Annotated in this window: 22 protein-coding genes and 2 pseudogenes; 4 read left to right on the top strand and 20 right to left on the bottom strand. The window is 48.0% G+C overall.

The window, feature by feature from the left end; genetic code table 11:
* Positions 1 to 8: 8 nt before the first annotated feature.
* From htpG to EHO61_RS06535, 12 genes are all read right to left on the bottom strand, one after another.
* Positions 9 to 1,838: a molecular chaperone HtpG gene (gene htpG / locus EHO61_RS06480; RefSeq protein ID WP_135812807.1), complete on the bottom strand. Its 1,830-nt coding sequence runs from the start codon at positions 1,836 to 1,838 to the stop codon at positions 9 to 11.
* Entirely contained in the window at positions 1,835 to 3,433 is a 1,599-nt protein-coding gene (locus EHO61_RS06485) for a BatD family protein (RefSeq protein WP_135812808.1), read from the bottom strand. Before EHO61_RS06485 ends, htpG begins: the two co-directional genes overlap by 4 nt.
* Positions 3,430 to 5,133: a VWA domain-containing protein BatB gene (batB, locus tag EHO61_RS06490; protein ID WP_135812809.1), complete on the bottom strand. Its 1,704-nt coding sequence runs from the start codon at positions 5,131 to 5,133 to the stop codon at positions 3,430 to 3,432. Before batB ends, EHO61_RS06485 begins: the two co-directional genes overlap by 4 nt.
* Entirely contained in the window at positions 5,130 to 6,074 is a 945-nt protein-coding gene (gene batA, locus EHO61_RS06495; RefSeq protein WP_135812810.1) for a VWA domain-containing protein BatA, read from the bottom strand. The genes batB and batA overlap by 4 nt, the downstream gene beginning before the upstream one ends.
* Positions 6,071 to 6,937 carry an LB_053 family protein gene (locus EHO61_RS06500; RefSeq protein ID WP_246032035.1) on the bottom strand — a complete coding sequence of 289 codons (867 nt, stop codon included), beginning with the start codon at positions 6,935 to 6,937 and terminating at the stop codon, positions 6,071 to 6,073. Before EHO61_RS06500 ends, batA begins: the two co-directional genes overlap by 4 nt.
* A complete protein-coding gene (locus EHO61_RS06505) occupies positions 6,934 to 7,764 on the bottom strand; it encodes a DUF58 domain-containing protein (protein WP_135812811.1) in 831 nt (276 codons plus the stop codon). The genes EHO61_RS06500 and EHO61_RS06505 overlap by 4 nt, the downstream gene beginning before the upstream one ends.
* Before the next feature lies 1 nt (position 7,765).
* Positions 7,766 to 8,776, bottom strand: coding sequence for an AAA family ATPase (locus EHO61_RS06510; RefSeq protein ID WP_135812812.1), 1,011 nt, complete (start codon positions 8,774 to 8,776; stop codon positions 7,766 to 7,768).
* Between the two features lie 27 nt (positions 8,777 to 8,803).
* Positions 8,804 to 9,427, bottom strand: coding sequence for an LIC20036 family protein (locus tag EHO61_RS06515; RefSeq protein WP_135812813.1), 624 nt, complete (start codon positions 9,425 to 9,427; stop codon positions 8,804 to 8,806).
* A gap of 19 nt (positions 9,428 to 9,446) precedes the next feature.
* The gene (locus EHO61_RS06520; protein ID WP_135812814.1) at positions 9,447 to 10,733 is read right to left on the bottom strand and encodes an LIC20035 family adhesin; all 1,287 of its coding nucleotides are present in this window, start codon (positions 10,731 to 10,733) and stop codon (positions 9,447 to 9,449) included.
* Between the two features lie 237 nt (positions 10,734 to 10,970).
* On the bottom strand, positions 10,971 to 12,065 hold the full coding sequence (locus EHO61_RS06525; RefSeq protein ID WP_135812815.1) for a DUF1574 domain-containing protein: 1,095 nt from the start codon (positions 12,063 to 12,065) through the stop codon (positions 10,971 to 10,973).
* Positions 12,066 to 12,119: 54 nt separating this feature from the next.
* Positions 12,120 to 12,485 (bottom strand): PLU-1-like domain protein, encoded by a 366-nt coding sequence (locus EHO61_RS06530; RefSeq protein WP_135812816.1) that lies wholly within the window; start codon positions 12,483 to 12,485, stop codon positions 12,120 to 12,122.
* 558 nt (positions 12,486 to 13,043) lie between these two features.
* Complete coding sequence (locus tag EHO61_RS06535) at positions 13,044 to 13,232, bottom strand: hypothetical protein (RefSeq protein WP_135812817.1); 189 nt, start codon at positions 13,230 to 13,232, stop codon at positions 13,044 to 13,046.
* A gap of 231 nt (positions 13,233 to 13,463) precedes the next feature.
* On the opposite strand from EHO61_RS06535, the gene EHO61_RS06540 reads away from it, so the two are divergent.
* Entirely contained in the window at positions 13,464 to 13,673 is a 210-nt protein-coding gene (locus tag EHO61_RS06540; protein WP_135812818.1) for a hypothetical protein, read from the top strand.
* Positions 13,663 to 13,992, top strand: coding sequence for a type II toxin-antitoxin system RelE/ParE family toxin (locus EHO61_RS06545; protein WP_135812819.1), 330 nt, complete (start codon positions 13,663 to 13,665; stop codon positions 13,990 to 13,992). The genes EHO61_RS06540 and EHO61_RS06545 overlap by 11 nt, the downstream gene beginning before the upstream one ends.
* Positions 13,993 to 14,233: 241 nt before the next feature.
* Here EHO61_RS06545 and EHO61_RS06550 read toward each other — a convergent pair.
* Both EHO61_RS06550 and EHO61_RS17390 read right to left on the bottom strand, forming a co-directional pair.
* Positions 14,234 to 14,625 (bottom strand): annotated as a pseudogene (locus EHO61_RS06550) (transposase); the annotation flags it as partial.
* Between the two features lie 124 nt (positions 14,626 to 14,749).
* The gene (locus tag EHO61_RS17390) at positions 14,750 to 14,884 is read right to left on the bottom strand and encodes a hypothetical protein (protein WP_281276640.1); all 135 of its coding nucleotides are present in this window, start codon (positions 14,882 to 14,884) and stop codon (positions 14,750 to 14,752) included.
* A gap of 105 nt (positions 14,885 to 14,989) precedes the next feature.
* Here EHO61_RS17390 and EHO61_RS17335 point away from each other — a divergent pair, with 105 nt between their 5' ends.
* Together EHO61_RS17335 and EHO61_RS06560 are read left to right on the top strand one after the other, a co-directional pair.
* Positions 14,990 to 15,061 (top strand): hypothetical protein, encoded by a 72-nt coding sequence (locus tag EHO61_RS17335; protein WP_246032041.1) that lies wholly within the window; start codon positions 14,990 to 14,992, stop codon positions 15,059 to 15,061.
* A gap of 83 nt (positions 15,062 to 15,144) precedes the next feature.
* Positions 15,145 to 15,528: a helix-turn-helix domain-containing protein gene (locus EHO61_RS06560; RefSeq protein ID WP_210415310.1), complete on the top strand. Its 384-nt coding sequence runs from the start codon at positions 15,145 to 15,147 to the stop codon at positions 15,526 to 15,528.
* Here EHO61_RS06560 and EHO61_RS17395 read toward each other — a convergent pair.
* The 6 genes and pseudogenes from EHO61_RS17395 to EHO61_RS06590 form a co-directional block, all read right to left on the bottom strand.
* Positions 15,499 to 15,651, bottom strand: a pseudogene (locus EHO61_RS17395) (type II toxin-antitoxin system RelE/ParE family toxin); the annotation flags it as partial. The gene EHO61_RS06560 and the pseudogene EHO61_RS17395 sit on opposite strands and share 30 nt — an antisense overlap.
* Before the next feature lie 72 nt (positions 15,652 to 15,723).
* Positions 15,724 to 16,146 carry an SRPBCC family protein gene (locus EHO61_RS06570; protein WP_135812820.1) on the bottom strand — a complete coding sequence of 141 codons (423 nt, stop codon included), beginning with the start codon at positions 16,144 to 16,146 and terminating at the stop codon, positions 15,724 to 15,726.
* An 18-nt stretch (positions 16,147 to 16,164) separates the two neighbouring features.
* On the bottom strand, positions 16,165 to 16,977 hold the full coding sequence (locus tag EHO61_RS06575) for an SDR family NAD(P)-dependent oxidoreductase (protein ID WP_135812821.1): 813 nt from the start codon (positions 16,975 to 16,977) through the stop codon (positions 16,165 to 16,167).
* 65 nt (positions 16,978 to 17,042) lie between these two features.
* Complete coding sequence (locus EHO61_RS06580) at positions 17,043 to 18,332, bottom strand: NAD(P)/FAD-dependent oxidoreductase (protein WP_135812822.1); 1,290 nt, start codon at positions 18,330 to 18,332, stop codon at positions 17,043 to 17,045.
* A complete protein-coding gene (locus EHO61_RS06585) occupies positions 18,322 to 18,846 on the bottom strand; it encodes a low molecular weight protein-tyrosine-phosphatase (protein ID WP_135812823.1) in 525 nt (174 codons plus the stop codon). Before EHO61_RS06585 ends, EHO61_RS06580 begins: the two co-directional genes overlap by 11 nt.
* Positions 18,847 to 18,858: 12 nt before the next feature.
* A complete protein-coding gene (locus tag EHO61_RS06590) occupies positions 18,859 to 19,623 on the bottom strand; it encodes an SDR family NAD(P)-dependent oxidoreductase (protein WP_135812824.1) in 765 nt (254 codons plus the stop codon).
* Between the last annotated feature and the right edge of the window lie 142 nt (positions 19,624 to 19,765).

Below are 19,765 nucleotides of genomic sequence, written 5' to 3' on the forward strand. Positions count from 1 at the left end.
TCGCGGTTTTATCCCTCGGAAAGCTCTTCCAAAAGTTCCCTTTCCCGGCGCAGCATGGCCGAGACCTCGTCTTCGCCTAACAATTTGGCTCCCAGCAAGGCCATATCGTACACCGACTTTGCGATCTTTTCCGCTCGCTCCGGCCGGAGACCTTTGCTGAGATTCAAAAGATTCCGGACGAGTTTGGACCGACGATTGACCAGCAACGTATGGTTTCTTAGCAGGTCGTTGGATTTCTGTCCGTAAATCTGGCCCATTTCCGCCAACCGGCGCAGGTGTTCCGGCAAGAGGATTACGGCCGGAACCTCCTCGGACTTGAGGGCTTCCGAGCGTATCTCCAGACCTTCTCTTCCTACAGCCTTGCCGAAGATTTCCTGGATTCGATCGGCTTCCGTTTTGTTATCCGCATCCGCTAAGCCGGGAGAGGAATCCTTGTCCAAGGTTTGTTCCGCGAGTTCGGAATCCACTCTTTGGAATTTCCAGTCAGGATTCTTACTCTCCAAAAATTGTAGGAAATGGTTGTCTATCCTGGAATCCACCAAGATGGCCTCCAAACCCTGGGTTTTCAAAAGATCCATATAAACGGAGGACAATTCCGTTTCGTTCGCGTAATAGATCTTTCCCAAATTCTTTTCCTGATTGCGGAGTACGTAATCCTCTAATCGAATCAATTCGTCGTTAGAGGAACGGAAGAAAACCAGATCCTTGGCGGCCTCGTAGAATTTTTCGTCCGTCATCAGTCCGTACTTCACGAATAGGGAAATTTCGTCCCAGTTTTTTCGGAAGGCCTCGGAATCCTTTTTGAATTCCTCCTGGATCTTATCCGCGACCTTTTTGACGATATGCGCGGATATCTTTTTTACCAGCGGATCATTTTGCAGATAGGAACGCGAAACGTTGAGAGGTAAATCGGGTATATCCAAGGTACCCTGCAGAACGGTTAGGAACTGAGGCACCAGCTCCTTCGCCTCGTCGGAAACGAATACGTGATTGCAGTACAACTTGATTCCCATCCGATTCGCGTCCAGCTCGTGACGCAATTTCGGAAAGTACAGGATTCCCTGGAGTCGAAACGGATAATCCACATTGAGATGAACGTGAAAGAGGGGTTCTCCCGCAAACGGAAACAGATACCGGTAAAACTCCTCATAGTCCTCTTTTTTCAAGGAGGAAGGAGCCGCGCTCCAAAGCGGATTCTTCTTATTGGCTTGTTCCCCTTTGACGAAAATGGAAACCGGAAGAAAATCGCAGTACTTGCGCACCAGTTCCTTCAATTTCCAAGCGTCCAAGTACTCTCCGGAATCCGGATCCAAAAACAGAACGATCTTTGTACCTCGGGATTCCTTTTCCTCCGTTTTCAGCGTAAATTCGGTGCCCGATTCGCTTTCCCAAACGACTCCGACGGATCCTTTTCGATAGGACTTCGTTTCGATCCGAACCTTGGCGGAAACCATGAAAGAGGAGTAGAATCCCAGCCCGAAATGTCCGATGATCTCGGGTTTTTCCCCCTCGCCTTGGTATTTCTTTACGAATTCCTCGGCTCCGGAAAAAGCGATCTGGTTGATGTATTTTCGGACTTCTTCCTCGGTCATCCCGATTCCGTTATCCTCGATCGTTAAGGTCCGCGCGGTCTGATCGAAATCTATATCGATCCGGTAGTCGGTTCCTCCGTCGAACTCCTCGTTAAGGGAAATCTTTCTAAGTTTGGAGATCGCATCCGATGCGTTGGAAACCAATTCCCTTAGAAAGATGTCTTTTTCGGAATATAACCATTTTTTAATGATTGGAAAAATATTCTCCGTTTCTACGGAGATTCTGCCTTTAATTTCTTCGCTCATATAGTTTCGTTTTGCCTTAGGTCGCCTAAAATCCTTTCCGCGGATCCGAGGAGTCGGATTTTAGAGACCGGATCCAGTTTGGAATACATCTCGGTTAGAGCCTTTTCCCTTGATTTACAATCGGCCAATAAGGCCGCTTCGTCCTCGGAAAGCCCTTTGGCGAGAACCGAATGCTTCAATACCAAACCTCTTTTGGATCCGATCCATTCGTCAAGTCGTTTCAAAGTCTCCGCACGCTTTCCGATCTTCTTCCATCGATACAGACCCAGGTAAACCGCACACAAAACCGTCAACGCCCCAAAACCTGCAAACCACCATTTCCAGCCGGAGCCTTCCCGTTTTTCCGCACTGTACTCGGAAAGCGCCGGCGCCGGTGGCCCGACTTTTACCGTAGGAAGGGAAATGGAAAGCCGAGAATAGTTCCCTTGGTAAGGATCAAAATATACGAAGGAAAGCGGCCCACGGTTCCAGTTGCCTTGCTTTTGCGGCAGGACGGAATACGTGTAGGAATAATTCAGCCGGAAACCGTATTCTCCTGGATCCAATTCCTTGAATTCGCGCTGTGGAACGGATTGCACCAAGGTGATCTCCGGAAAACAATCCGGGGACCCGCAGGAAGATCGGATCGGATCCTGGACGGGAGCCAAATTTCCTTTTCCTTGCAAGGTCAATTTGAGTAGAAAGGGTTCGCCTAACCTGGAATCGACGGGCGAACCCCCCGTCTCGATTTTGAACCGGCCTACCGCTCCGCTAAAATTCGAGGGAGCTAAAGGCAAAGGTTTTACTCGGATTTTTCCCGGAATACTACGCATGGTCCGCATATGAAAATAGGATTGTAACTGTCCTTCCAGATGAAAGGAGGTGGATCCTAAGGAATACTCTCCCGGCTTTAAAGGGGTCAGCACGAAGAATTCCTTGTTATAGGGAAAGGTTTCGTACGGCACTCCGTCGTAAAGTACGGTTTCCGGAATATTCAGACTCATGCCGGAGAGGATTTCGCTCCTGAAATACGGGAATTCTATGGAGCTGGACGGATCACGGTCGAAATACGGACGTATCGAATTTCTATAATATAGCGCATAGAATCCGAGCATCGGTTGCCCCGTCCAGACTTCCTTTTTATCCAATTGAAAGACCACTTTCAGGTCCCCGTCCGCCGGTCCCTCCTCGCTCTCGTTGGAGAAAAATCTGCTCCAAATCGAACCTGGACCTTTCGGATTGGAAGGTTTTGCTCCGAACTCTATGACCAAGGAGGCGGAACGAATCCGTTTGCCGTCCAATTCGAGGGAGATTTCCGGAACCTCGTATTTTCCCGGCCCGGAAACCACTAGCCTATATTTCAGCATTTTCTTTCGATACGCTTTATAGTTCAGGATGGTCGTGTTGTCTTCCATCCCCCAATACACCGCTTTGATTCCCTTTCCGTGAAATTCCTTTTCGAGCAGTCGGACCTGAGTGGCGCCTTCCAATTCGAAAACCGCGAAGACGGGATCCCCCAATTCCGCTCTGGACTGGCTGAGATAAAATTTGGGCTCGCCCGCGACGACCGGAACGGACAATAGTAGAAGAAGAAAAAGAAGGCCCTTTCGATTCACCAAAAGACCTCCCGGTTTCTGGAGCCTATGCTCTTCCGTTTGACCGCGTTTAAGTCCAGTGAATCCATCATCTTTTCCAATTCGGACTCGGACTTGGAATTCTTGTTTCCTTCCTTCCCGTTACCCTGCGGTTGTTCCTTCGTTTCCGAGCTTGCCGACGGGCCGCCCTGCCCTTCCGTTTGCCTGGATTCTCCGGTTTTGTCCTTCGTAAGATCCGCTTGTCCGTTCTTTTGCGGCGGTGGAGGAAGTTTTCGTAGCCATTCCAAATTTTTTCTGGCGACTTCCTGCTTCGGGTTCTCTTTGAGAGAACGCATATAATTCTCCGCAGCCCGCTTTCGATCGCCTAACTGTAGATAGATGTTTCCTAAATTGTAATACGCTTTGGAGCGTAAAGAATTGTCCTTGGACTCCAGCGCTTTTTCGAAATTCCGTAGGGATTGCTCCAGATCTCCGGCCTTGTATCTGGAGGATCCTCGATTGTATTCCAATCTGGGATCTCCCGGAAAATAGGATTCCGCCTCCTTGTATTTTTCCAAGGCATTCGGAAAATTCCCTTGTTCGTACGCCTGCTTGCCTTCCTGGATCCGATTGCCTCCCGGATCCAATTCCACGGCCGATACTCCGGCCGGAAACGATAGGTAGAAAAATCCGACTAGAAGAAGCGCGGCGAATTTCCGAGAAAGATACTTTCCGTATCGTCCCCAGGCTTCCAAGAAAAAGAAATCGAAGAGCAAAAGGAGGACCGCGGGAAGAAGAAGTTTCCGGACTCCTTCCGACCGCCTTAGATTCGCGATTCTTTTCGTAGCATTCCGATCCATATTTCGTATCCTCGACTTCAGGTCCTCCGCGCTCGGACTAGTTCGATTCAAGGAGAGAAAGTCTCCGTGATTGGCTTCGGCCAATGACTTTAAAAAATCTTCGTTGGCTTTGGTCCGGACCACGCCGGGGGAGTGTTCGTAAGGTGCCAAGGATCCGTCTCGAGTCAAATATCCGCTCAGGACGGCGCCTTCGTCTTTGTACGCGATGGGTCCGCCTTCGGTCGTTCCCACGGACCAAACGATGAGATCGGCCGGAAAACGGAACGGCCCCGGATCCTGCGCGTCTTCTCCATCCGTAACCAGTACCACTACTCGATTCCGAAAGACTCGGTTGGATTCCAGCATCTCTTCCGCCTTACGGAAAGCGGCTTCCAAATCGGTACCCCTGTCTCCCACCATATCCACATCCAATCCGCGAACGAAGTCCGAAAAAGTCCCTATGTCGGATGTCATAGGACAATAAACGAAAGGAGATGCCGCAAAGACGATCATTCCGAAGCGGTTCCCGGTCAATCCCGGCAAGACCCGCAATATCGTTTCCTTTGCCCGTACGAGTCTGGTCGGAAACGTATCGACGGATTGCATGGAAAGACTTACGTCCGTTAGAAAGAGAAAGTCCACTCCGTACAGTGTCTCCTCCTCCTTAGACTTGGGACCCGAGTTCGGTTGAAAACTTAAAGAACAAAGAAATAGGGCGAGACCTATGCAAACTATCCGGAGGGCCACCAGAGGAACCGGAGGCATCTCGGCTTCCCGACCCAAACCAGGTAGGGCTCGGATCCACTTTTTCCATAAAAATAGGAAGAGAAAACGGACGAAAACATAGGAGGCATAGACGACGGCGATCAAAAGGAAAAAACGATGCAGAACCGTTTCGGTCATACGTAATACCTCAGGATCCAAGTCCTACAAAACAGATCCAAAGAAAGGACCGCGAGAGCGCAGAGCAGATAATAAAGCGCATCCGTCTCCCGTACTTCCTCCGGTGGAAGAGAAAGCGGATCCTTTTCCAGCGCGTCTATCGCGGCAAGCACTTCCCTAAGTTGGCTCGTATCCTCCGCCCGATAAAAGATGCCTCCCGTCTTGGAGGAGAGTTCGGAGAGGATATCGAAATTGATCTCGTAAGATTGGTCCTCTTTTCCGATCCCTATGCAATAGATCTTGATTCCGATTCCGTCCGCGATTTCGGTGGCTGTGACCGGATCGATCCTACCCGTGTTGGAGACTCCGTCCGTGATCAGAACGATGACCCGCGACCTTGCCGGGGACTTTCTGAGGCGATACGAAGACAGGATCACCGCGTCTCCGATGGCTGTTCCTTGCTCGGGGACCGTTTCCTCTTCGACCACTCCTAGGATTTCCTCCAAAGTCGCGCGATCGCTGGTAAGAGGGGATTGCAGGTATGCACCGCCCGCAAAAACGACCAGACCCACGCGATCGTTTTCCCTCTTTCGTATAAACTCTCTCAATAATTTTTTGGAAACTCCCAAACGAGTATCCGGCAGAAAGTCTCGGCTTCGGGACATGGAGCCGGAAACATCCAAGGCGAGCATGATATCCACACCCTTGGTTTCGTTGGGCAGAAAGCGATACGTCTTTCCGGGACCCGCCAAGGCGATCACGAGCAGACTCAAAGCGATCGGTCGAAGAAGAGGAAACGTTTGGGAAAGGAATTTCGAAATCCCTTTTTTTCTCCGCACCGTATCTCCCGGCATTCTTAGTTCCGCGCGTAACGCGGGTCTTCCGTTCCAATAGGAAAATGCGGTCCAAAGCCATATCGGAACCAACAGAAAAAGATAAAGCGGTGATTCCCATTCCTTCATTTCTGCAAAGCCTCTTTCCAGAAATCCAAGGCGACGATCGCCTCTTCTCTGGAAACGGTGGATTCCTGCGGAGAATACTGAGCCTTCTTCAGGAGACGTTCCCAGGCTACCGCTTCGTCTCCGTTTAAAGGAAAGGAGTCGTAAATACGCGAGAACAACTCCGACTCCGTTAGGTGGGCCGTAGGAGCGGATAATTTTTGCGAAACTGCTTCCCGGATCCATCCGGAGAGGCAACGGTAAAAGTCCCTGGCGGAAATCGGGTCGTTTTCCATCAGTTCGCTTATCATACTTTCATAGCGGAGAATCTTCGTAATCCAAGGATCCGCTTGTAGGATCGCATCCATAGGAGCCTTGGAACGCGTCTTGTGAAGATAATAGGCGTAGAGTGCGCCGACGAGCAAGGCAACAATCCCCGCAATGAAACCCGCGAGTCTCCATCCGTACGGTCCGGAAAACGTATCCGGAGGGAGGATATCCTCCGGGGATTTGTCTTTTTCCTGTAGGGAGCTTTCCACCTTTAATGCGGCTTTCGAAACGATTTTCGCCCCCGCACTGTCCGTCCAGTTCAGAGGAAGTACGAACGTCCCTACGGAATAATAAGCGACTTCCAGACGGATCCTTCCCCCGTCCTTATTGGAAACGAATACTTCGAACAAAGGAAGATCCGGAGACTCCGGGTCCGGATATATTCCTAGGGAAGGAATCTCCGGAGAGAGGATTTCTCCTTCCGAAAATTCCAAAGTATAGACCGCTTTTTGTCCGATCTGCACGGCGTTCGGCGCCCACTCTTCCGTAAACGCCTCCAAGGAAGAAACGAAGAAGATACTACAGGATAGAAATGCACCGATGCAAAATCTTCTCATCTCGTTTTCCACCAGTAAGATAGGATTCTAGAAGGATCGTCCGGTCCGCCTTCCAGATCCAAAATCCGATTCTGGAATAACTGTTCTAGATTCTCTTTGGTTCGGGAGGACGTTCTTCCCGCCTCCAATGAGTTTCCCGTTTCAGGATCTTTTGCAAGAAAGAACGAAAATAATCCTCTCGGAGGTCTGGTCTCCAGAGGATCGACGAAACGGATGGCATGGAGATTGTGGAATTTTCTTAAACCCCGTAATTTGCGAAGAGGAGAAACATTGATGAAATCGGAGAGAATGTACGAGTCGGTATATTTTTGGATCTTATTTTTCAATACGGAAAACGGTAGGTCCGGATTCGTCTTCGAACTTCGTCCGACTCTCGTTCGGATCTTTTCCAAGGCAGGGAGAGCTTCGTCCAGGGTCCTAAGATATCCCGTTTCGTGTTCCAGAACGTCGGAATACGATAGCACCTTAGCCAAATTCCCTTTTCGGACGTAGAGCAGGACAAGCAAGGCGAGAACCTGAAAGGCGTTCTCCGATTTGGTCCATTCCCCGGAGCTCCAGTTCATCGACTCGGATACATCCAGAAAGAAGACTCCCGATCTTTCCTTTTCCTCGTAAAACTCCCGGACGTGGAGTTCTCCCAATCTGGAAGTCACGTTCCAATCGATCAAGCGAGTGTCGTCTCCGATCGAGTACGGGCGGACATCCTTGAAGTCCAGTCCTCTGCCCTTTCTCTGACTCGAAGCGGAACCTTGTCTTTCCTTTCTGGAAAATCCCTTCTCCTTGAATTCCAGGAGTCGGACCAGATTTTGGTACTCCTTGCGAAGCATTTTACAAAACCTGAGTGGCCTCCGAAACGGTTTGGATGACGGATTCGATTTCCACTTCCTCCGAAATCGCTTCGAACGTAAGTAGGATCCTATGCCTTAGGATTTCGGGCAAGGAGCCTTTAACGTCCTCCGGAATCACGTAGTCCCTGCCTTCCCATAAGGCTTTGGCTTTTGCCGCTTTGAGCAGACTCAAGCTGGCTCTGGGAGAAGCCCCGTGTTTGACGTACGGTAGAAGATCCGGAATCGTCTTTTCCTCCGGACGAGTGTTCCGAACCAGACGCACAATATAACTTTTCAACTTCGGTTCCACATGCACCTTGTCCACCAAAGAGGATATACGCAGGATCTCTTTGGAACCTGCCACTTTTCGAATTCGTTTTTGCCCCGGTGATAAACGACCATGCTGTTCCAGAATTTCCAGTTCTTCCCCCAAAGCCGGGTAATCCACGAGTATTTTCATAAAGAAACGATCCGTCTGAGCCTCGGGTAAAGGATAAGTCCCGTCCTGGTCGATCGGATTTTCCGTCGCGAGAACGAGAAAAGGTCGTTCGAGAGGAAAGGTGTTTTCCCCGATCGTAACGGTACGTTCCTCCATGCATTCGAGTAATGCGGATTGCACTTTGGCGGGAGCACGGTTGATTTCGTCGGCCAAAAGTACTCCGGTGAAGATGGGACCTTTTCTCGTACGAAAATCCCCTTCCTTAGGATTGAATACGACGGTTCCGACCAAATCCGCCGGGAGAAGATCCGGTGTAAACTGTACTCTTTTGTAATCCAGTTCCAAAGCCGCGGAAAGGGATTTGGCAAGCAAGGTCTTAGCCAAACCCGGCATCCCTTCCAACAGAACATGTCCTTGGCAAGCCAAGGAGACCAAGAGACTTTTGACGACGGAATCCTGTCCCGTGATTTCCCGGGCGAGTTCGTTTCGGATCTTATCCAGAGTTTCTTTGGCAAAGGCCAAGTCGAGTTCGGTCAAGGAAGTATGTTCCGTGGGCAAGGATTTTGGTTCCATCTGGTCTCGTTCGGTTTCGATCCTAGTTTAACGCTCCGCCGTCCAACGGCCAGAACTATTAGTTCCTTGGTACGGTCCTTGGATTTTTTTACCGTCCAAATCTCCGGTATAGGTCTGCTGGAACGGGACATTACTTCCGATTTCGGAACAACGGACTCCGGTACAGGAACGTACGAACCGGATCGACTTGCCGGTAATTCTCACTTGAGAGAGAAATTCGTTGGCCCCTTTTCCCCAATTCGTGAATCGAAGGGTTCCTCCCATGCCTCCCGTTTTTCTGGGGAAGAGGATAAGAACCCCCTTGTGCATTCCCACCTGCAATTTGTAGGTTCCGATAAATGCTTTTTCGGAGTCGCTTAACGGAACCTGACCCGGGTCCACGGTCTTCGCATCCTCTAAAAATTCGATTTTTTCGACGGTTTCCAGAGGGATCGTGAAATCGGGATCTTTTAGGACTAATTTGTTTTGGTCCAACAAGACCAAGGTTCCTTCCGTAAAAGAGCCGCTATACGTGACTTTGGCCTGACGACCGATGGAAGAGCAACCTTTGCTCCAAGTTCCGAGTAGGAAAAAGATCGGGGCCGCCAAAAGGAACCCCAAGGCGATCGCCTTGGGGCCGGAGATTTCAAACTTATTCTTCGTTTCGTTCATTTTTCTCCCGGCGGCAAAATCATTTGCAATTTTGCATTTCGCCCATCTTAGAATTTTCCTTCCCGTTGATATAATATTTTTTCCCTTGAGGAGTGGACCAGCATCCGTTCTTGGCGTTCGTTCCGACCATGATCGGACCTTCGCCCAATTTCGCACCCGATTCGTCGTATTCTATGGCACGGTTCTCGTCTATGATATCGAAACTTTTCTTTCCATTTTTGTAATATGTAAACGGAAGGTCCGGACGGAACTTAGCGTTGAGTTCGTCGTTCTTATCGTCGATAAGCAGGATGGAGAAACTCATCTTTCCCTTTCCGACCAGTTGTCCTTCCTTATCGTAGGCTTCGGCGGAGGACATCATGAATTCGTTCTGCATGGATCCTTTGTACGCGATGTTTCCGTTGCTCCAGTAGAATTTCCAATCCCCTTTTCTGGTATGATCCCTCTGGCCTTCGGCAAAAACCTTTCCATTTTTATAATATTCTTTCCAAGGTCCGGTCCTGAGCGCCTTGCGATCCGTTCCCGTACCTTTGGGAGCGTAAGCTCCGTCGGCTTGGATCTGGCCGTTGTCGTAATAGGACTTCCAATTGCCCGTCTTCAGGTCGTCGGCGTAATTTCCTTCGGAAGAGAGAGTGGTTCCGTCCTTTTGGTAATTGATTTCGTGACCGCTTTTTAAGCCGTTTTTGTATTCCGTAACGGATTTTTTGGCACCATCCTCGGCGTGATATTCCTTCCAGGTTCCGACCTTCTTGTCGTCTGCGTAGGAACCTTCCTCCAAGAGGAATCCTTTTTCGGACTTGGACCAATACGGGCCGTTCTTCTTATCCGCTTTGTTCATGGTGCTTTCGGTCTGGGTTCCGTCTTTGGAAAGTTTTTTCTCTTCTCCTTCCTTTAAGCCCGCGACGTACGGAGTTTCCCTTAAAGTTTCTCCCGTTTCAAAAAGAGTTTTCCAGATTCCGTCCCTTTTATCGTCCTTATAATCGCCGACACGCACGAGAACGCTGAATTTCTTATGATCCGCGCCCTCTTTTTCCACGTATTCCTTCCAACTTCCGTTCCGTTTGAATTTTTTGATCTGATCAGGAGTTAGGGTACCGATCTGATCCGGAGTACAGGTTTTACCGGAACAATCCAAGACCACCGGACCTTCCGCCTTCAGATTGAAGGTTTCCTTGAATTTTTCCACCCTGAGGTTCGGATCCATGATCTGGTACTCCTGATCCTTACCCTTGTTTTCCGCGATGTTAAGAGAAGAGCACCCTGCGAGAATCGCAACGGCGCAAATTGGAAATAAGATGCGTTTCATGAAATTGCCTTATGAAAAATCTAAGACCCAAACCTAAGGCTTTGCGGGAAAGTCGTCAACTCTATTAGGTTCAGGGGCGAGGCCCCACCCTGCTCTGGGTGGGGGCCGGTGCGGTGGTACCCCCCGTATCCCCCCGAGCACTCGATTCGGCTCGAATATCAGAAAAATCGGATTTTAACAACTTTTTTTCGGATAGGAATTCTGCAGGAGCTCCTGCAGAAAACTTGTAAAAAAAAATTATTGAACGGAATGCGGAAAATGCAGTCGCAAAAAACGCAGGAAAGGTCGGTAGCAATCCACCGCCATATGTCCACTATCCGCAAAGGAATTGCATTCGTAATCTTTTGACTCTGCAAGTTCCAAAAGAGGAATTCCGTAAGACCGGTTGATCGGAAGAATTCTCTCCTTCCAAGGAGCGGGGATCTTCATCGAAGCGAGAAGATTTTCCAAAGGCAAGGAAACTTCCGGACGCACTACGATCGTAGGAATATGCCGCTCCTTGACCAACTTTAGGATCTTTTCGTAAAACTCGAATTGCATTTCCGAAGGAGCGTATTTCGGATAAATCCAGCCGATCGTTCGGATCGAACTGTCCTCTAACCTGCCGAAGTCCCTCTCGAAGAATGCGCCCGCCGGAGAAATCGCATTCCCCTGGTCCTTATACAAGGTGTCGATCGTCATCTGCTTTACGAGCTCGGCCATTTCGAACTTCTTATTCGTCAAACGATTAACCACATTAGAAAGATACGGTTTGTTTTTACTGACGCCGAAAATCGTATTTCCTAGGTAATAGTTCACATTCTCACGGCCTAAGGTCCATGCATAGGAAAGAACGAATCGCAGATCGAAACTGTTCGCGAGATTGGATTTCTTAAACGTGGTGCTGTTCGCGTTGAATTGGAAAGGGTCGGCTTCCATCACCAAAAAATCCGGTTTGACCCCGCCTTCCATCATTCTTTCCAAAAAGAAAAGATAATATGCCGGAGTCGTTACGGCTGATGAAAAATTATAAACATCCCAGTCTGGATAAAAATCCAAGATCTCCTGGTTCTTAAAATAAAGTAAACGGGAGGACCCCAAAAGGATGACGAGTTTTTTGGGGGATTTATGGGTCGCTTGGGAACCGTACTTTTGAATGAGCTCCTTCAGGAGATCCTTCTTTACATCGTAGTAAATGTACGTGAATTCCGTCTTAAGATAGTCCCGAACCTTTTCCAAAAAGAAAAGTTTATCCACGAGAAAGACGAATAAAAAAAGAAGAATCGGATAGAATAGATACGGCCTTGTCAGGAAATTCTGGATTTCCTCCGATTTTTGATTGCTTTGGGACACGAACGCAAGACTCCCCTGAAGGACAGGAGTGTCAATCCTAAACGAAAGTTAGGATCAGGCCGTCGCGAGAGACTCGGAAGACTTGCGTCTCTTTTGAAGTTCCGCGAACCATTCCAAAACGTTTTTGTTGTACGAAACCAAACGCTTTACGTACGCTCTTCTTTCCGGATCCAGAATTTCCCTGGCTTCACGGATGATTTCCTCCACGATTTTCGTGTGGAAGGAAAAATGACTCGCGAATAAATTAAAGTGTTCCCTGCCGTGAGCAAACCAGTCTCTGGATTGGATATCTTTGAAAAAATCTTCCATGCGATCGATGTCGGCATCGAAGTCGGAGTCGTAAGGGGAATTCAGGATGGAAATCGTGTCCGTTATGTCAGTGAGACTTTGAAAGTAGGAGTCTAAATCTTGAAATTCCACCGGCACTACCACCTCAGAAAAGAAAATCCTTCGCGGACTTTCCTAAGAACGGGCTATACCCAATGATCCACGGAGAACCGCGAAACCTGTTCAAAAACAGATGCTAATGTCATCTTTTTTTAGAGGCTCAAGGCATCAACCGAATTTTCAGCCCGATTGAAAGAAAGATTTCGGCCGCGACCTGCGGTCCGGGCTGCTTCGGGTTCGGGCAGCCGCCCTCATCCGACACGATTCTTCTTTTCTCTCTCGGCTTCTTTGGTTGCTTCTCGTGTCGGACAAGCCCTGCGCATCCCTCGCGGGATTCTAAGCCGGGAAAATCTTTCTCTCCAATACACATCCCTCGGATTTTATTCGGACTTCCAATTTTGATTCGGTTCTTCCATATCCGTTCCCATACCGGAGGATCGTATGAATATCCTTATATCATTTTCCTTCGATCAATAGGCCTAGCCCAAATCGTATCAAAAATCCAAAGCGAATTCCTGGTCTTGATTTCTTTCACAAGTTTCAATCTAGAATCATAGATGCGAAATAACGATTCTGTCCGACGTTCCTGCATTACCGGAATAATCCCGATACTGAAAAACTAAAAGAAGAGGTGACAGCGAACGTAATCATTTTTCTGAATTCACCTAACGAGTGTTTGGCCGCGACCCTCACTTTTTTCTCTTTTATGATGCCTTTGTCTTCGTAGCCTCGGGTCAGGCTCTCACCTTCGGTCAAGTTATTGCACTTAAGTTTAGTCACCTGATCTCCTTTACCCCCCAATAACTTGACCACGGTTCGATCCTTCGCGGTTTTGTTATCAATAATTCCTTTTATGAGCCTCAAAAGAATTCCCACTCTAATACAAATTTTTATTACTAAAATGCTTGTAGATTCAGTCTATAAAGAATAATTTTGTATATAAACCTGGAAATAATCGGGCACCAAGTATTCGAAGCAGCGACAAAAGTTGAAGTAAGGATAATTCAAACCATGAAAATTCTAGTCGATGTAAAAGATGAAAAAGCTCTTTTCCTAATGGAAGTTTTGAAAGGATTCTCTTTCGTAAAAAAAACGGAAACTCTCTCCAAACCAAGAACCAAAGCCCTCAAAGATTTTAAAGAAGCCGTTGAACAAGTCAACCTAGATAAAAAAGGAAAGATCAAGCTCAAATCAATTCATTCCCTGCTTGATGAAATTTGAAATCGTATACACTGGTCTTTTTGAGCGGGAACTTAAAAATCTATCTAAGAAATATCGCTCCATTAAATACGATCTCAAGAAACTTATCGCCTCTATAGAGAAAAATCCAACCCAAGGCATTTCACTTGGCAAAGACTGTTACAAGATCCGACTCGCCCTTTCCTCAAAAGGAAAGGGTAAATCTGGCGGAGCAAGAATTATTACTTACGCCCATCTCGCTCGAAATAAAGTCTATTTGCTCTCAATCTATAATAAATCCGAAAAAGAAAACATCTCCGATAAAGAACGAGAGGATTTATTAAAGCTCATCCAATCTTAACCGCTCATCGAGACGGAAAGATCGACCATCTGTTTAAAACTAATATTTACTAAAACGATGAATAATGTTGACCACGGTTCGATCCTTCGCGGTTTTGAATGTGAACATCTTTACATCGAGTTCTAACCCCGGCGTTATCTGAAGTACCGATCTTGTTAATCCGATGATTCTCATCCCGCTTTCACCGCAAACTGACTTACAGCTTACCCCCTAATACGAAGAAACCCGGCAAAAGCCGGGGTTCTGTTGCATTCTTTCTCCTCTTCAGATATTCATAGAATCTGGCCATGCTTTTTACGGAAAACAAACCTCGGTACGTCTCCATAAACTCTAATCGAGATTTTGTTCCTTCGAAAGCATGGCTGAATACTTTTTTAAAATCGCATTCTCCTCTTTGAGCCGGTGAATCTCTTTTCTAAGTTTCCGCAGCTCTTCGCTTTCTTTGATCTGCTTATCTGTCGGAGGGTTTTGTTCTTCTTCTGATTTCTTCACGTAAGCCGCCTTCCATTGTCGCAATACAAAATAGCTGATTCCCAAGGACTTCGCTACTTCTTTTATCGTGAAGGATCCCGTTAAGGCCCTTTTTACTGCCTGTTCTTTAAACTCCGAAGAGTATTTGCCTTGTCTGCTCATCGTTTTACCTTTACCTCTTTTTCAGCAAAAAAGGTGTCCGGGTTTACGTCACTAGGCTAGTAAGTGATTTTAACCCATCTGCTCCGACAGTCAATTCAGCATTTACGACGCTAAATGCCGGGACTTATGTGGTCCTCTTCTCACAAGGCGGCACCCAATCCACCAACAACACCGCCAAGATCCAATAATCCGTTCCCACAGGGATCGGATCTCGCAACACTCTGCCCGGACGGGCAGAGTCCCGCTTAAAAATCCCCAAAGCATTCCTCGTCCATCCCCTATCTTCCTAAAAAAATAAAATGCTAACGTGACCGCCTATTTGAAATAATTAGTTCCAATTTCCGGAAACCGGGTCGTTTTCAATATAGGTGGGAATAACTATCGACTTATAGTGAAAATGGAAATCGGTTTGGTGGGGTATATATCCGCTTTGTAGGAACACACGAAGAGTAAAATAAGATAGATGCTGAAACGATTTAATTTCTAAGACTTACGTTTTGTTTTTTAAGGTTCGCTAAAATGTCTCAAGTAATAAAAATCCAACCCGTAGTTTCTAAAAGTGACTATCATTCCGCCATGAAACGAATCGAAGTCCTAATGGATTCTGAAAATAAATCCAAAACCGAAGATTTGGAACTGGAAACTCTGTTTATTCTGGTAGAAAACTACGAGGAGGAACATTTTCCTTTTCCATCCGCGGATCCTATAGAGGCGATCAAATTTAGAATGGAACAGGAAGGTCTTTCTCAAACCGACTTAGCGAAAATCCTAGGGTCTAAAAACCGTGCTTCCGAATATCTAAACCGGAAGATCCCTCTTTCTATCCATGCCATGAGGAAGATAAAAGAAGCTCTTGGAATCTCCGGAGATATTTTACTCCAAAAATATTTGACTAAGAAATAGAATCGCAACGCCGCAGGCTATAGAGACGTCAAAGCAATTTCCCTCGGAGAATTTGAATGTAATTCTCCACTGGTCATTGATCCTGATAGAACAATAATTCTTTAAGTTCCCTTTTAAATGTTCGAATCTATTAGAAAGATAGCATTGTTCGGAGCCGCCTCGAGTTCGGGCGCTGCTGCCATTCCGGGCGCAAGCTCAATTCCTTCTCAGATATTCCAGAAGGTTCATGCTTTCTTCGTCCCAACCTTCCGAAGCGGCCTCTATCCAATGATCGAACTTCTCACCGCTCGGATAACCGGAATTCGTTAAACGAAGAATTGTCGCCCCGTCTCCGTCTTTTTCGAATTCCAATTTCAGTTCTATGGACCCCGCGGGATGATCCTCCCATTCCAGGATCAACTCCTCGAACGGAATGATTTTCTTATAGATCCCGTTGGAAGTCAGCTCTCCTTCCGGACCTAGGTTCCAAGTCCAGGAAAACTTGGCTCCGATCTTCGGACGACCGGTAACCTTGTCCGCCAACCAATGGATCAACTCTTCGTTTACCGTAACCGCACTCCAGACTTTTTCCAAAGGGAAATCATACCGGAACTCCTTGACAATGCTTCTCGTATCCATACTCGAAAGGGCTTACCTTCAATGAAAATCTTTGTATAACTTTTGAAACAAAACCTTCTCCAGAAACGAAGGGGATATATTCCTCATCCATTTCAAAAAGAACCCGCTCTTATCCATGACCACCAGCCTGGAATTCGGATCTTCCACCGCGCGGATCATCCTTCTCGCCACTTCTTCCGGGGATTTACTCTTTCCCTGGAAATGGGATTCACCCAAGCGATTTCCGTCGCCGTCCAAACCGTTTGCTCTAAGGTTCGTCTTGGTGTACGGAGGACAAAAAATCACGAATCTAAGTCCGTCTTCTCCCAACTCGATCCGAGCCGATTCCATGACCGCGTGCAACGCTGCTTTGGAAGAGGAATAGGCGCTCCTACCGGGAATACCATACAAACCGCTGACGGTGGAAGTCACGACTACGACACCTTTCTTTTTTTTGATATAAGGAAGCAAGCGTAACGTAAGAAGGACCGGACCGAAAAAATTCACTTCGAAGGCCTTCCGAAACGCCTCCATCTGCGTCTGGTCCAGACGCGAGTGCGCCGTAATGCCCGCGTTATTGAAGAGCACATCCACGCCGTCCGTGATCTTTGCCAGCTTACTCGCCGCCTTATTGATTTCCTTTTCGGAGGAGAGATCGACCGGAATATGAAATAGATCCGCGGATACCTGAGCCAGTTTCTTTTCCGCCTTCGCGATCAGATCCGGCTTGGATCTGGAAAGATTGATGACCCTGCAAGGAATCTTAGACAGGATTCCGAGAAGAGATTCCCCGATCCCGGAAGAACCTCCCGTAATTACTACGGTTTTACCGCGCCAAGCGTCGACATGCATTGCGGATTATCCTTCCATCTACGAAATCTGATTCAAGAATTTTTTATGTCTTGGATCGTTACGATCTATCTCGAAACCGGATCGGAAATCCCTTCTGCGCCCACCTCGTCCTGGATCAATCTCGCTTCCGCACGGAAAGTCATGTACGACCAAACCCAAGTGATCATGATGGAAACCTTGTTCTTGAACCCTACCTGATAAAACAGATGCACGAAGAGCCAAGCCAACCAACCGAAAAAACCTTTCATCTTCCACACTCCCACCTGGGCGACTGCGTCCTGCCGGCCGATGGTGGCCATGCTACCCTTGTCCACGTATTTAAAAGGAGACCGCTTCTTTCCCTTCAAGTCCCCTTTGATCAGGGATGCCGCATAACGTCCTTGCTGCATCGCCACCGGAGAAACTCCCGGCAAAGGACGCTCCAAACCCTTGGAGTAGGAAGAGATGTCCCCGATCACGAACACCTCCGGATGTCCTTCAATATTGCAGAATTCGTCCACGACCACCCTTCCCGAACGATCCAACTCCGTGCCCAAGGATTTGCTGATCTCGTTCGCCTGAACCCCCGCCGCCCAGATCACGCTGGAAGACCGGATCACACGACCTTCCAAATGCACCCCCTCCGAGTCGATATTCGTGACCTTGGTCCCGACAAGGACCTCGACTCCCCTCTTTTCCAGGCGCTTCTTGGCAAATTCGCTTAACGATGGATGAAATGTCGCCAACAAACGGGGGGAAGCTTCGATCAAAGTGATCTTGGATAAAGCCGGATCTATCGTATGAAATTCGTTCCTGACGATCTCGTGGGAAAGCTCCGCAATGGAACCGGCCAATTCCACACCTGTGGGACCTCCGCCGATGATTACGTAGTTCAAGAGCGCTTTAGCCGCGTCCTTGTCCTCCTCCAGTTCTGCTCTCTCGAACGAGAGCAAAAGTTTCGTGCGGATCTGGAGAGCGTCCTTAAGGTTCTTCAGACCGGTGGTATATTTCTTCCAGTGGTCGTTCCCGAAATAACTGGATTTCGCTCCCGCAGCCAAAATAAGATAATCGTAATCCTGCGAATGCCCTTGAAAGAAAACCTTCCTGGACTTGACGTCTATTTTCTCCACCTCTCCCAGATAAACTGTGACGTTTTCTCGATCTCCTACCAAGGAACGCGTCGGAATCGCGATGTCCGCAGGGCTTAACACCGCGGTCGCTACCTGGTAAAGCAAAGGCTGAAATAGGTGATGGTTTTTTTTGTCTATAACGATGATTTCTACGGATTCGATTTGGGAAAGTTTTTGGATCGCTTGCAAACCGCCGAAACCGGCTCCCACGATCACTACCTTCTTTTTTACCGTTTTATGGGGCATACTTGACTCCGTTTTTATTTAAGATGAACTCCAGCAGACCTTCGGCGGCCTCGGAAACGATGGACTGGACTTCCTCGAAGTCCTTTAAAGATCCATAATATGGATCGGGGACGTCGGGATCCTTGCCCTCCCCTTTTTGGAATTTCCTGAAAAGGTGGATCTTCTTTCTCTCCTCTTCTCCCGACGCGAGACTCAATAGATCCTTTAGATTGGAACGGTCCATGGCAAGAACGAGATCGAACGCGTCGAAATCCGATTTCTGAAACTGCCTTGCACGATGGACCAGTTCGATCCCTTTTTTCCTCGCTGCTTGACGCGTTCGCAAATCCGGGAGTTCACCGAGGTGGTATCTGGATGTACCGCAGGAATCTATTACGAATAAACTTTCGATTCCTTTCTTTCTAACCAGATCCTGAAAGGCGCCTTCCGCCGCGGGGGACCTACAGATATTCCCTAGGCATACGAACAAAACTTTGATTTTGCTATCGAGGGAACGTTCTTCCGGAGAAGCCATAAGAAATCCGGCCTATTTTAACCCGATTTTCTCCCAAAGAAATTCGGGCACTACCTTCATCAGCGCTCCGATAAAAGCCCAAGGAAACCACGGCACGACCGCGGAGCGCACTCTCGACTCGATCCGATCATGGATTTTTTTGGCGCCTACGGAAACTGGCACTACGAAAGGACGACTCTTGAGTTGTTGGTTGATGGGAGTATCTATGAATCCCGGGTGGATCACCGTAACGGAAATACCGTATTTACGAACCTCGCCTCGTAGAGCCTCGAGATACGTGGACACTCCTGCTTTGGAAGCGCTGTAACTCGAGGAGCCCGGTATCCCTCGGAAGGAAGCCACGGAAGAAATGCCCACGATCTGACCGCTTTTCTGCTTCTTAAAAACTTCCAATACCGCGGCCGCACCCGCCATTAAACCGACCAAATTCGTCTCTATCACTTGCCGGTCCGCTTCGAAGCTCTTTTGCCCGAAGGAAGAAGTTGTGGAAATACCCGCATTCGCGATGAACAGATCCAAACCCCCGAGATCCTTTACTAAGGCGGGAAGAACCTTGAAGTTCTGGTCCGCGTCCGAAACGTCCAAGGGTTTTGTAACGATTTTGCCCTTTCCTCTGGCCGATCGAATTTCCTTTGCCAGGTCGTCCAGACTCTTTTTTCTCCGGGAAGTCAGGGCCAGATCGTGACCCGCTTTACCGTAAATCAAAGCGAGTTCCCTACCGATCCCGGAACTTGCTCCCGTAATAATAACTTTTTTAGAGACCCGACTTTCCGACATTATAATAAAGGTCCTTTTTATTCATTAAATTGATTTACCAGCTAGACGGGAAAGGAATTATTTTACCAGTAAAATACCTCATAAAAGAATGACGTAATAGCTCTGGAAAAAGAACTAAATACGAGACGACTCCGCCGATTCA

Origin of the sequence: Leptospira fluminis, assembly GCF_004771275.1 — a bacterium.
Classification (GTDB): domain Bacteria; phylum Spirochaetota; class Leptospiria; order Leptospirales; family Leptospiraceae; genus Leptospira_B; species Leptospira_B fluminis.

Excerpts from the sequence above, each read along its gene's own strand:
- htpG (WP_135812807.1), bottom strand. The coding sequence starts at position 1,838 with ATGAGCGAAGAAATTAAAGGCAGAATCTCCGTAGAAACGGAGAATATT.
- batB (WP_135812809.1), bottom strand. The coding sequence starts at position 5,133 with ATGACCGAAACGGTTCTGCATCGTTTTTTCCTTTTGATCGCCGTCGTC.
- batA (WP_135812810.1), bottom strand. The coding sequence starts at position 6,074 with ATGAAGGAATGGGAATCACCGCTTTATCTTTTTCTGTTGGTTCCGATA.
- EHO61_RS06500 (WP_246032035.1), bottom strand. The coding sequence starts at position 6,937 with ATGAGAAGATTTTGCATCGGTGCATTTCTATCCTGTAGTATCTTCTTC.
- EHO61_RS06505 (WP_135812811.1), bottom strand. The coding sequence starts at position 7,764 with ATGCTTCGCAAGGAGTACCAAAATCTGGTCCGACTCCTGGAATTCAAG.
- EHO61_RS06510 (WP_135812812.1), bottom strand. The coding sequence starts at position 8,776 with ATGGAACCAAAATCCTTGCCCACGGAACATACTTCCTTGACCGAACTC.
- EHO61_RS06515 (WP_135812813.1), bottom strand. The coding sequence starts at position 9,427 with ATGAACGAAACGAAGAATAAGTTTGAAATCTCCGGCCCCAAGGCGATC.
- EHO61_RS06520 (WP_135812814.1), bottom strand. The coding sequence starts at position 10,733 with ATGAAACGCATCTTATTTCCAATTTGCGCCGTTGCGATTCTCGCAGGG.
- EHO61_RS06540 (WP_135812818.1), top strand. The coding sequence starts at position 13,464 with ATGAAAATTCTAGTCGATGTAAAAGATGAAAAAGCTCTTTTCCTAATG.
- EHO61_RS06545 (WP_135812819.1), top strand. The coding sequence starts at position 13,663 with ATGAAATTTGAAATCGTATACACTGGTCTTTTTGAGCGGGAACTTAAA.
- EHO61_RS06560 (WP_210415310.1), top strand. The coding sequence starts at position 15,145 with ATGTCTCAAGTAATAAAAATCCAACCCGTAGTTTCTAAAAGTGACTAT.
- EHO61_RS06570 (WP_135812820.1), bottom strand. The coding sequence starts at position 16,146 with ATGGATACGAGAAGCATTGTCAAGGAGTTCCGGTATGATTTCCCTTTG.
- EHO61_RS06575 (WP_135812821.1), bottom strand. The coding sequence starts at position 16,977 with ATGCATGTCGACGCTTGGCGCGGTAAAACCGTAGTAATTACGGGAGGT.
- EHO61_RS06580 (WP_135812822.1), bottom strand. The coding sequence starts at position 18,332 with ATGCCCCATAAAACGGTAAAAAAGAAGGTAGTGATCGTGGGAGCCGGT.
- EHO61_RS06585 (WP_135812823.1), bottom strand. The coding sequence starts at position 18,846 with ATGGCTTCTCCGGAAGAACGTTCCCTCGATAGCAAAATCAAAGTTTTG.
- EHO61_RS06590 (WP_135812824.1), bottom strand. The coding sequence starts at position 19,623 with ATGTCGGAAAGTCGGGTCTCTAAAAAAGTTATTATTACGGGAGCAAGT.